Origin of the sequence: Pseudoalteromonas sp. T1lg21 (assembly GCF_002964625.1) — a bacterium.
In the GTDB taxonomy this organism is placed as follows: Bacteria; Pseudomonadota; Gammaproteobacteria; order Enterobacterales; family Alteromonadaceae; genus Pseudoalteromonas; species Pseudoalteromonas gelatinilytica.
The window spans coordinates 19872-31052 of record NZ_PQBX01000069.1 but is presented as its reverse complement, the minus strand read 5'-3'; the positions used below and the strand labels follow the sequence as shown (position 1 = coordinate 31052).

General features: G+C 42.8%; 11 protein-coding genes. 3 read left to right on the top strand and 8 right to left on the bottom strand.

What is annotated here, in order from left to right:
• Positions 1-439: 439 nt before the first annotated feature.
• From C2M25_RS20695 to cysG, 7 genes are all read right to left on the bottom strand, one after another.
• Entirely contained in the window at positions 440-1702 is a 1263-nt protein-coding gene (locus C2M25_RS20695) for an aromatic amino acid transport family protein (protein ID WP_063700760.1), read from the bottom strand.
• A 153-nt stretch (positions 1703-1855) separates the two neighbouring features.
• A complete protein-coding gene (locus tag C2M25_RS20690; protein ID WP_063700758.1) occupies positions 1856-2047 on the bottom strand; it encodes a hypothetical protein in 192 nt (63 codons plus the stop codon).
• Positions 2048-2223: 176 nt separating this feature from the next.
• Entirely contained in the window at positions 2224-2994 is a 771-nt protein-coding gene (gene cysQ, locus C2M25_RS20685) for a 3'(2'),5'-bisphosphate nucleotidase CysQ (protein ID WP_063700756.1), read from the bottom strand.
• A gap of 3 nt (positions 2995-2997) precedes the next feature.
• Positions 2998-3594, bottom strand: coding sequence for an adenylyl-sulfate kinase (cysC, locus tag C2M25_RS20680; RefSeq protein WP_063700754.1), 597 nt, complete (start codon positions 3592-3594; stop codon positions 2998-3000).
• Between the two features lie 144 nt (positions 3595-3738).
• Positions 3739-5163, bottom strand: a complete 1425-nt coding sequence (gene cysN / locus C2M25_RS20675; RefSeq protein ID WP_063700751.1) for a sulfate adenylyltransferase subunit CysN — start codon at positions 5161-5163, stop codon at positions 3739-3741.
• Positions 5163-6062: a sulfate adenylyltransferase subunit CysD gene (gene cysD / locus C2M25_RS20670; RefSeq protein WP_063700749.1), complete on the bottom strand. Its 900-nt coding sequence runs from the start codon at positions 6060-6062 to the stop codon at positions 5163-5165. The genes cysN and cysD overlap by 1 nt, the downstream gene beginning before the upstream one ends.
• 35 nt (positions 6063-6097) lie before the next feature.
• Positions 6098-7519, bottom strand: coding sequence for a siroheme synthase CysG (cysG, locus tag C2M25_RS20665; RefSeq protein WP_105182014.1), 1422 nt, complete (start codon positions 7517-7519; stop codon positions 6098-6100).
• Between the two features lie 272 nt (positions 7520-7791).
• On the opposite strand from cysG, the gene deoC reads away from it, so the two are divergent.
• The 3 genes from deoC to C2M25_RS20650 are packed head-to-tail and all read left to right on the top strand — an operon-like array spanning position 7792 to position 9892.
• Entirely contained in the window at positions 7792-8535 is a 744-nt protein-coding gene (gene deoC / locus C2M25_RS20660; protein WP_105182013.1) for a deoxyribose-phosphate aldolase, read from the top strand.
• Positions 8525-9025 (top strand): hypothetical protein, encoded by a 501-nt coding sequence (locus tag C2M25_RS20655; protein WP_058586658.1) that lies wholly within the window; start codon positions 8525-8527, stop codon positions 9023-9025. The genes deoC and C2M25_RS20655 overlap by 11 nt, the downstream gene beginning before the upstream one ends.
• An 18-nt stretch (positions 9026-9043) precedes the next feature.
• The gene (locus C2M25_RS20650) at positions 9044-9892 is read left to right on the top strand and encodes an SPFH domain-containing protein (RefSeq protein WP_063700745.1); all 849 of its coding nucleotides are present in this window, start codon (positions 9044-9046) and stop codon (positions 9890-9892) included.
• A 40-nt stretch (positions 9893-9932) separates the two neighbouring features.
• Here the strand turns inward: C2M25_RS20650 and C2M25_RS20645 are convergent, their stop codons facing one another.
• Positions 9933-11066 (bottom strand): CsgG/HfaB family protein, encoded by a 1134-nt coding sequence (locus C2M25_RS20645; RefSeq protein WP_105173928.1) that lies wholly within the window; start codon positions 11064-11066, stop codon positions 9933-9935.
• Positions 11067-11181 lie beyond the last annotated feature (115 nt).

Sequence of the window (11181 nt, the reverse complement as noted above, 5' to 3'; positions counted from 1 at the left end):
GTTAGCAAGGGTAAAGTTGAACTGTTGGTTTGTTTAGTACAGAGTCACCCTCAGCAACAAACCCCGTAGGAGGCACTTCAGTGCCGAATCAGACCATAACAAACATATTCATGGCTAAAGCCATTCCTACAAGTACACTTTGCCTAGAGCCTAGAGCCTAGAGCCTAGAGCCTAGAGCTTAGAGCTTAGAGCCCCCGGCAGAAGAAGACGCTGCACCAAACACCCACACCGCGCGACTGATAGCTGACGGCTGAAAGCTGATAGCTCTTCTCATGTTGGGTTTCACTTCGCTCTACCCAACCTACGCCAGATTTCCAAACTTTACTCTTTCAACTTTCCCCTCGATAACTTTACTCTCGCTAACTCCACTCCCACATCTCGCGAACAAAAAAGCCCAGCCGGTTTCCCGGCTGGGCTTCTATATCGAGCAATAATGAGATTACTTAATCATGTTGTAGATAAGTGCAAACACAGCTAGAGCGCCAATTGTAAGTACGAACAACGTGCTCAAACGATTTCTGTATTTGTGTAAGCTAGGCACCTTATATACGGCAATCATTGGCATGATGAAAAGGATCATGGCAATGATAGGGCCTGATAGCTGATCCATCATGTCTAAAATACTTGGGTTGATCACCGAGCAATACCAAATAGCAAAGAACATGATAACAGTGCCAATCTTATCAACGAGTTTAGGGTTCATATGGGCTTGCTTACTAACAAGGCCGTTGAAGCTTTCACGGGCACCTAAGAAGTGGCCTAAGAATGAAGACGTAATCGCGATAAAGGCAACTAATGGCCCTAGAGTAGCAATAAACGAGTTATCAGTGATATTGGCAAGGAATGACAAGATAGACACGTTATCTGCTTTTGCTTGTACCATTTGTTCTGTAGATAGTGACAGTACGCACGAGAATACAAACAGTAAAACAAACACAATTAATAATAAGCTGGTGCGCTTTAGAATTGCTTCTGACTTCATTTTGGCATTATTGCCGTAGTGAGCGCGCTGTACATGCACAAAGCTTGATATTGCTGCAGCATGGCTAAATGAGAATACAATGATAGGTATTGATAACCAAAGTGTTTTCATGAATCCTGAAAACTCAGGGACTGATACATCTGGCATTTGCCAGCTTGGGATCAGGTAAATAGATAAGAAGAACAAGATAGCGACGAGAGGATAAACAAGGATTGCAAAAGCACGTAACATGAGTGCTTCGCCACCAAGCATTAAACTGATCATACCGCCAACGAGCAGGCCAGATAACACCACGCGTGGGGGGGACTCCATACCTAATTGATTAACGATAAAGCTGTCTACAGTATTGGTTAAGCCAACACCATAAATAAGTAAGATAGGGAAGATAGACAGAAAATACAGTAAAGAGATTAAGCGCCCGGCGTTAATGCCAAAGTGTTCTTCTACTACATCGGTAAAGTCTGCTTCAGGCTTTTTTGATGATAAAACAAAGCGGGCTAAGCCTCTGTGAGCTAAGTAAGTCATCGGAAAGGCAAGGCATGCCATGATAATTAAAGGCCAAAATCCGCCGATACCGATATTAATTGGTAAGAATAAAATCCCTGCACCGACTGCGGTGCCAAATAAACTTAATACCCATTGGGTGTCATGAAGATTCCATTTTGAGTTACTACTTGTTGTCGATGCATCATACGGCATAGCATCTTGATGTGTGTTCATTAGCACTCCACTATTAGAATAATAATTGTCGCGCAGCATATAGAAAAGCGACTAAGAATGCATGTTTTAGCGTTGTATTTAGATAACTATGCTGTAAGGAGAGACTTACAAAGAAAGAGAATTGGGCTTATTTAGAAAGCCCAGTTGTGGTATTTATTCTGCGGCTGCAAGTGCGCGAGCTTTAATGTCTGCGGCAAATGCTAAACCTTTCTTAAAACGTGCCTCAGCTGCAGTGATTTCACTTTCATCGCCATTGGCGGCAAGCACTCCTTGTGAAAGGGCTTTATAAAGTGCGGTAATTTGTGCTTCATAGCCGGCTTCAATTGCTTTTTCAACAGTCGTCATGGTTATTCCTTTAATAGATTAAGAAAGCAAAATACTATAGGAACAAGGACTTATTGGCTATATGATTGTGGTCATAAAGTAGGGAATATGAAATTTGGATATTTATTTTGCTATGACAGGGGAGATGCTGGGTTTCGCTACGCTCTACCCAGCCTACGGTATTTAACGGAACGCTTTTAGTTCTGTAATGCCGATACGACAAAATACGGATTCAGATACTCTTCTTTACTGTTATACAGTAGTGGGCTGCCATCTAGTTTGCTAACCGTTGCGCCTGCAATTTCGGCAATCGCATGACCTGCTCCGGTATCCCACTCACAGGTTGGGCCAAGGCGTGGGTATATATCAGCACTCCCTTCGGCAACCAGACAAAGTTTTAGTGAGCTGCCCTTTGAAACCATTTCTACATCTTCAAACTGTTTTACGAATTCAGCTAGATCAGGAGAAGGGTGTGAACGGCTGCCGACAACACGGATAAGCCCTTTATTTGGCTTACGGGTTACCTTAAGTTCAATGCGCTCATCACCTTTATCTTTAAAGGCACCAATTGCTTCAGCAGCAATATACGACACACCTAATGCCGGTGCATCTACAACAGCTAATACCGGTTTCCCTTTTTCAATCAAGGCAATGTTTACTGTGAACTCGCCATTCTTTTTGATGAACTCTTTGGTGCCATCAATTGGATCGACTAACCAGTAGCGTTGCCAAGTTTGACGAATATCCCAGCTAATATCAGCGCTTTCTTCGCTTAGAATTGGTACATCAGGGGTGAGATGTTGTAAGCCATTCACAATCACTTTGTGAGCTGCTAGGTCGGCGTCGGTCACTGGGCTTTCATCAGCTTTGTACTCAACATTAAAGTCCTTTTCGTAAATCCCCATTATTGCACTGCCGGCTTGGCGTGCGAGGAGTAATATTTCTTCTAGCAGTTCCGTTTGATTCATGACTTAACCTATAATTTGCTGTTGTTTTAAATACGCTACCAGTTCTTGCACCGATTGGTCTAGGCTGTTTTTACTGGTATCGATTTTAATTTCTGGCGATGTAGGGATTTGATAGTCTGAGTCGATACCTGTGAAGTGCTTAATTTCACCTGCACGCGCTTTTTTATAAAGCCCTTTAGGGTCGCGTGTTTCACACACGTCGAGCGGGGTATCTAAAAATACCTCAATAAACTCACCATCCTCTACTAAGTTTCTTACCATATCGCGTTCGCTTTGGAATGGCGAAATAAATGCGGTTAATACCACAAGACCGGCATCGACCATCAGCTTGGCAGTTTCACCTACGCGACGAATGTTTTCCACGCGGTCTTCATCAGTAAAGCCAAGATCTTTACATAAGCCATGACGCACATTGTCGCCATCAAGTAGGTAGGTGTGAACGCCTAACTGGTTTAATGCGCTTTCTAGTGCGTTTGCAACAGTGCTTTTGCCTGAACCTGAAAAACCAGTGAACCATAAAATGGTTGGCTTATGCTTTTTTTGCTCACTACGCTGTGATTTGCTAATGGCGTAATTATGCCAAACGATATTTTCATCCATTGTCTTTACTCCAATCATTGAGAAACCAAAGCTCTCAAAATAAAGAAATAGATTTAAAGGGGTGAGAGTGTGGTAATCAAATATAAATAGTAATGCTGGCTTAAAAACGGTTGTTGTCTTATAGCCAGCATTGTCTTACCTAGCCTATTTAAGTTGGCTTATATCAAGCGCTTGCCAATGAGGGAAGTGCTTGCGTACTAAAGCGTTAAACTCAACTTCAAAGTCGCTAAAGCTGCTTTGATGTTCTTCAGTGCTAAGTAATTGCTCAATCATACCTGCCGCAACGGTTAGGTTTGATAAGCGGTCAATTAGGATGAACGCACCTGTTTCATGGTTGTTGTGGTACTCATCAGCCAAAATTGTTTCTGTAAGCTCTAAAGTTACAATCGCAATTTCGTTAAGTTGTAATGAGTCTGCTTGACCATGCTCAAGGGTATTTACATCAATCGTGTGATCGATTTTTCTTACCACTGCTGAGGTATTTTTGCTGCCTAACTTAAAGTTATAGCTTTTACCTAATACAAGCGGCGCTTCATGCATCCACACTAACTTAGCTTGAATACGGTTTGTCACAGCAGCTTTTGAAGCGGCTGGTACAATCACATCACCACGACTGATATCAATTTCGTCGTTTAACGTTAGAGTGATTGCTTGACCTGCTTCAGCGCTATCTAAGTTGCCATCGAAAGTTACAATCTCTTTAATGCTTGAGCTTTTACCTGATGGTAACACTTTCACTGCATCACCCACGCTAAGTTTGCCAGACGTTAAAGTACCTTGGAAACCACGGAAGTCTAGGTTTGGGCGTACTACATATTGCACCGGAAGACGCGCTTCAAAACCGTTATCAATTTCAGCCGCTGGTGAGTCTTCAAGTAACTCCAGCAGTGGCTTTTCTGTGTAATAAGGTGTGTGCTCTGAGCGAGTAACTACATTGTCACCTTTCAGCGCTGACATCGGCACAAATTTGATATTAGTAACGTTTAGTTGTTCTGCAAACTTAAGGTAGTCAGCTTTGATTTTCTCGTATACGGTTTCATCGAAATCGACGATATCCATCTTATTGATAGCAACAACAAACTGCTTGATACCTAACGAGTCACAGATAAAGCTATGACGCTTCGTTTGTACTTGTACGCCATAACGCGCATCAACTAAGATAATCGCCACATCACTGGTTGATGCGCCGGTCACCATGTTGCGCGTGTACTGCTCATGTCCTGGCGTATCAGCAATAATGAATTTACGTTTTGCTGTAGAGAAGTAACGATAAGCAACGTCAATGGTAATACCTTGTTCACGCTCTGCTTGAAGACCATCGACAAGAAGTGCTAAATCAAGCTCTTCACCCGCATTACCAACTTTTTCATTGTCTTTATGCAGGGCTGCAAGTTGGTCTTCATAAATTTGGTGACTGTCATGTAAAAGGCGGCCAATCAGCGTAGATTTACCGTCATCCACACTACCACAGGTCAGCATGCGTAAAAGGCTTTTGTCTTGTTGACGCGCAAGGTAGGCGTCGATGCCTAACTCTCTTACTTCATTAATCGTGTCGTTTGTTTTAGACATTAGAAATAGCCCTCACGTTTTTTCTTTTCCATTGAACCAGCAGAGTCGTGATCAATCACGCGGCCTTCACGCTCAGATGAGGTTGAAAGCAGCATTTCTTCAATAATTTCAGTTAAGGTACCTGCCGTTGATTCCACAGCACCCGTTAGCGGGTAACAACCAAGAGTACGAAAACGTACCGACTTCATTTGCGGTACTTCGCCTTCTTCTAATGGCATACGCTCATCATCAACCATGATTAGCGTGCCGTTACGCTCAACGACTGGGCGTTCTTTGGCAAGGTAAAGTGGAACCATTTCAATGTTTTCTTGGTAGATATACTGCCAAATATCCAACTCAGTCCAGTTAGATAACGGGAATACACGTATGCTTTCACCCGGATTAACTTGGCTGTTGTACGTATTCCAAAGCTCTGGACGTTGGTTTTTTGGATCCCATCTGTGGTGTTTGTCACGGAATGAGTAAACACGCTCTTTAGCTCGTGATTTCTCTTCGTCACGACGAGCACCACCAAATGCAGCATCAAAGCCGTATTTATCTAACGCTTGCTTTAAGCCTTGCGTTTTCATGATGTCGGTGTGCTTTGCTGAGCCGTGCACAAATGGATTGATATCAATCTCTAACCCTTCAGGGTTCTTGTGGACGATTAAATCAAAACCATAGTCTTTAGCTAGGCGGTCACGAAACTCGATCATTTCCTTAAACTTCCAGTTGGTGTCAACGTGTAAAAGTGGAAATGGAATTTTTGCTGGATAAAACGCTTTACGTGCTAAGTGTAATAACACTGATGAATCTTTACCGATTGAGTAAAGCATCACCGGGTTTTCAAACTCAGCAGCAACTTCGCGCATGATTTTGATACTTTCAGCTTCTAATTGCTGAAGGTGTGTTAAAGCCATTGTTAGTCGTCCTACTAAAATGATTAAAAGTTAAATTAAGCTACGCCAGAAATTGGCTGGGCAAAGCTGCTGGTTTGTTCTGTTTGACCAAACCATGCAAGCTGATGGTGCAATGATGCAACTTCGCCAATAATTAATAAGGCGGGTGAAATAATGCTATGGCGCGAAATCAAGTCGGCCAGCTCACCTAATTGCCCTGTTACCACACGTTGTTCTTTACGTGTGCCGTTTTCGATAATGGCAATCGGTGTGTCTGCACCGCGGCCATGTTTTAATAGTTGTGCTTGAATATGCGGTGATTTAATCACTCCCATATAAATCGCTAAGGTCTGATTTGGCTTGGCGAGTGATTGCCAATCCAATTCTTGACCATCTTTTTTACAGTGACCAGTCACAAACTGAATGGCTTGTGCGTGATCTCTGTGAGTAAGAGGAATACCGGCATAAGCGCTACAACCTGCAGCAGCAGTAATACCCGGTACGATTTGGTAACGTACTTTATTCGCGGCTAGCACTTGTACTTCTTCACCACCACGACCATAAATAAACGGGTCGCCACCTTTAATACGGCATACTTTTTTGCCTTGCTTGGCAAAATCAACCAACATCTGGTTGGTATCTTCTTGCGCCACACTGTGATCGCCTAAACGTTTACCTACACAAACTAGGTCTGCATCACGGCGTACTAAATCCATAATTTCATCAGAAACCAAGTAGTCATATACCACCACATCAGCTTGTTGCATTAATTGCAGTGCTTTTAGTGTTAATAACTCAGGGTCACCAGGGCCTGCACCCACAACATACACTTCGCCTTCAGGTTCTGGTTTAGCATCTAACAATTGCTCTAACTGCGCTGTTGCAGCGTCGATATTACCCGCTTGTACTTTGCTAACGACTGATGAATCAAATACGCCTTCCCAAAACTGGCGACGATCGGCAAAGTGTTTAAAGCGTTGTTTTACTTTGTCGCGAAAGCTACCAACTAACGTAGCAAGTGGACCAATATGCTGTGGAATAAGCGTTTCGAGTTTTTCACGTAAACGACGTGCTAATACCGGTGCTGTGCCTGCGCTTGAAATTGCAATTGTGATTGGATCACGGTCAACAATGGATGGAAAAATAAAGCTGCACTTAGGTTGATCATCCACCACGTTAACGAAAATATTGCGTGCATTCGCAAGTTCGAACACGTCTTTGTTCACGCTTTCGATATCTGTCGCGGCGATTACCAGCATTTGCTTGTCTAAATACTGTTCTTTGAATGTATCAGTGATCAGGTTTACTTCGTTTTGCTCAGCAAGAGCAAGTAGCTCATCACAAAATTCAGGCGCGACTAGCGTTACATTGGCACGTGCTTTTAAAAATGCACGGCATTTGCGTAACGCGACATCTCCACCGCCGACTACCAACACAGGTTTGTCGTCTAATTTGGTAAAGATTGGTAAATATTGCACTTTGTTCTCACCCCTAAAACACATCAACGAAACTGCTTATTGCAGGCAAGCAGAATATAGTGCTCTAAAAAAAGTAAAAAATAATTAAAACCAAGTTTATATAACTAAAAGTTATACCAGGTGGTTTGTTTTGGCTTAAGACTTAGTTAACAAGGGATTGCGACGAGTTACAAGTAATTAAAGGGCCTTATGGTGATTAGTTATGATTTATAGCCGAATGATAAAAATTTGCTACTATAGGTCACTAATATGGCAACACAAAAATAAGAGCAATGACTAAAATACAAACAATTGCTGCCCAAGCGGTGGCGCTGATGGACTTAACAACACTAAATGACAGCGACACAACAGAAACCATTAATAACTTGGTTGCTAGTATTGAGCCTAAGTTAGGCATTCCTGCAGCGGTTTGTGTATATAGCCAGTTTGTCAGTGACGCTAAACTGGCACTCGCTGAGCGTGAATTACAGCAAGTCAAAGTGGCTACCGTCACTAACTTTCCTGGTGGGTATGAGCCTTTAGAGGAAGTGCTAAATGAAACCTTGTTTGCCATTGAACGCGGTGCTGATGAAATTGATTTAGTGATCCCCTATAAAGCACTAATCGCCGGTGATGAGCGCAAAGTTTTAGAGTATGTCAAAGCGTCAAAAGAGGCATGTGGCAGCCAAGCGCAACTTAAAGTTATTATCGAAAGTGGCGAATTAAGCGATGATCTCATTGCAACAGCAACTAAGCTGGCAATTGATGGTGGCGCTGATTTTGTTAAAACCAGTACCGGTAAAGTGGCTGTCAATGCAACGCTAGCTGCAACTGACATCATGTTAAATACCATAAAAGCGAGTGGTAAAAAGGTCGGTTTTAAAGCGGCGGGCGGGGTCAGAACAGTTACTGATGCTGCTGAGTATTTAGCCCTCGCGGAATCAATTATGGGTGAAGCGTACTTACAACCCGAGCTATTTCGTTTTGGCGCTTCTGGGTTATTAAAAGATGTGTATGCAACATTAAATGAATCGTGAAAGTGAACAAGAGAAAATAGCGCTCGAGCATGGCGCAGCAAAGCTGTTTTTACGCTGTTACGAAAAGCAGTTTGGCGTAAGCATGCGTAATATTTGGCATAACACGCCGAGTAAACCAGACGTGAGTTGTTATAAAGGTGATGAACGGCTCGATATTGAAGTCGCGCATTTATATGCCAGTGAAACAGAAGCAATGGCGGTGTTAGGTCGGCCTCTGTCTATCTCAATGCAACGCGATCTCGCTGAAATGGCTTTAGCACCGAGTAACGAACGTTTGCACTGTGCTTTGCATCGCTTGCTGGCACAAAAAGCCAAAAAACATTACGAGTCTACGCAGCCTTGGTTATTAATTCGCAATGCCAGTACTATATGGCACCTCGATGATTTTAAGTCAGTACTTACTCACCTTGATGTGCCTAAGCACCATCCATTTCAACAAATTTGGTTGTTATGTGATTTTTATCGTGGTGAGTTATTACAAATTTTATAATGGAATGAGATAACAACAATGAAATTTAAACGTTCAGGGACGCAAACACTTCTATCGAGTGTTTTTCCAAGTTTAGCATTAGCAGGGTTAGTTGCTGTATCGCTCACTGCGTGTACTAACCCAAGTACACCCGCGGGTGAAGAAGGTTACGTATTTGAAAAGCCGCGCGTGTTTGGCGAAGGTGGTTATCAAGGCACTATGATTGGCCCAGCTAACTACGGCATGTCACTGTGGCGCAATCAAGTAATTAATATTGATATGCGCCCGAACACGTATACTGAAACATTTAAGATTTTAGCTAACGATGACTTAAATATTAGTTTTGATTTTCATGCGGTCATTTCAATAGAAAGCGGCTCTGTCAGAGCGGTGGTTGAGCAATACGGTGGTGAAGATTGGTATCCGCGATTTGTTCGTGAAACATTTAGAACTTATGTGCGTGATATTGTTCAGCAATACGATAGCGGCGTGTTAAAAACCAATCGCGAGAAAATAGCTGCAGAAGTAACAGCCCGATTAAAAGCGTATTTAGAACCAACGCCATTTAAGCTCGCCAATGTCGTAGTGGGAAATATTAACTATCCGGCTATCGTTGCTAATGCTGTTGAGAAAAAATTAGCAGCACAACAATTACTGTCTGAAAAAGAAACGCAAAAAGAAATTGCACGAAAAGATGCTGAGATCCGTGTAGAAGAAGCGAAAGGTATTGCACAGGCGCAAAAAATTATTAATGCCACTTTGACGCCAAACTATCTACAACATGAAGCTATTAATGCGCAGTTAAAGATGGCTGAGTCACCTAACCATACAACTGTTTATATTCCTGTTGGTAACAATGGTGTACCACTGGTGAAAGGCACAAACTAAGATTTTCAACAGCCAGTGCTAGCACTGGCTGTTAGTTTGCTTAGTTAAATTTAAACATACTGCCAAAGCTTTCTAAACTTGATTTGTTTGTTTTGGCAATACACCCTGAATCATCAAGAGATTTTTTGGTCGTCTCATCAGCAAGACCTGTCACTTTGAGCTTATTTTCTTGCTGATACTCAGTGAGCGCAAGCACCGTTGCTTCATCGTACTCTACGTCTTCTACTTCATATTCTTCGTAGTGAGGCTGCCTTTTCAAATAACCCAAACAAACCAAGTTCAGTCGTGACATCGCTAAGTCTGTTTTTTCATAGTAAGGCATTCTGTGATTTGGAACGCTAACCGATGCGACTGGGGCTTTAGCAGGAGCGGCAGCTGCGGTTACTTTTAGTGGTGCAGGGGCTGTATGGCCTGCAGCAATGGTGTTGTCGCTATTATAGCGATAATAAGTTGTTGGCACTTTTGATTCTAAAAACTCAACGGCTTTTACGATCACTTCACGCAGTGCTTTTTCTTTTGGCGTGTTTGACCAGCTACTTAAGTTACCACCAACAAGTGCACCACCAAAATTGGTAGCAGCTGATGTAAAGTCAAAATCTTTGCTGCCACCTTCAACGCTGGTAGCGGCGAGAATACGAGAAGTTCGCGTGTCGATTAAGCGTAAATCTATTGCCATGTGGGAACTTGAAAAGCCCGCCGATACAGAGCTAAATACATCGCCGATAAATCCGCCGCTGCCGACACGAGTACCTGAGTTGTCATCATCGAACTCTGTGACTGCGGCAACCACAACAATTTCGGCTCCCTCTATTTCACCATACGCAGCACCTGATGCTGCACTCACGCGGCCTGATACAGCAAGGTCTTGTTCTGATAATACAGCATCGAGTGCTTGTCGCTCTAAAACAATAAAGCGATTGGTACTGACTAATGCGGTTGTGAGTTGATCAGCCATCCCTTCACCAATTTCTTTACGCCACCAATGCGAATCATTGGATTTGTCAGTAAAGCGGGCAACAGCGATACGAGCTTTAGGGCCATTGTATTGTTGCTTGGCAACTTCGTTTATATCAGGGCTGTTGTTATTGCTGGTGGTTGTCGAAGTACTCTGGCATGCAGTCAGTGCCGCAGCAAGTAACGTAATCGAAATCGCTTTGTGTGTTTTGGTGAGCATATGACTTTCCTTAACTTATATCTCATGCAGTAAATAACGCCGCACTATGGGCTTTGTTGTTATTGGCGTTTGTATGGATAAGCTATAAAAATCAGTATTTTATTAATAGCACTCA

Excerpts from the sequence above, each read along its gene's own strand:
- C2M25_RS20695 (WP_063700760.1), bottom strand. The coding sequence starts at position 1,702 with ATGAACACACATCAAGATGCTATGCCGTATGATGCATCGACAACAAGT.
- C2M25_RS20690 (WP_063700758.1), bottom strand. The coding sequence starts at position 2,047 with ATGACGACTGTTGAAAAAGCAATTGAAGCCGGCTATGAAGCACAAATT.
- cysQ (WP_063700756.1), bottom strand. The coding sequence starts at position 2,994 with ATGAATCAAACGGAACTGCTAGAAGAAATATTACTCCTCGCACGCCAA.
- cysC (WP_063700754.1), bottom strand. The coding sequence starts at position 3,594 with ATGGATGAAAATATCGTTTGGCATAATTACGCCATTAGCAAATCACAG.
- cysN (WP_063700751.1), bottom strand. The coding sequence starts at position 5,163 with ATGTCTAAAACAAACGACACGATTAATGAAGTAAGAGAGTTAGGCATC.
- cysD (WP_063700749.1), bottom strand. The coding sequence starts at position 6,062 with ATGGCTTTAACACACCTTCAGCAATTAGAAGCTGAAAGTATCAAAATC.
- deoC (WP_105182013.1), top strand. The coding sequence starts at position 7,792 with ATGACTAAAATACAAACAATTGCTGCCCAAGCGGTGGCGCTGATGGAC.
- C2M25_RS20655 (WP_058586658.1), top strand. The coding sequence starts at position 8,525 with ATGAATCGTGAAAGTGAACAAGAGAAAATAGCGCTCGAGCATGGCGCA.
- C2M25_RS20650 (WP_063700745.1), top strand. The coding sequence starts at position 9,044 with ATGAAATTTAAACGTTCAGGGACGCAAACACTTCTATCGAGTGTTTTT.
- C2M25_RS20645 (WP_105173928.1), bottom strand. The coding sequence starts at position 11,066 with ATGCTCACCAAAACACACAAAGCGATTTCGATTACGTTACTTGCTGCG.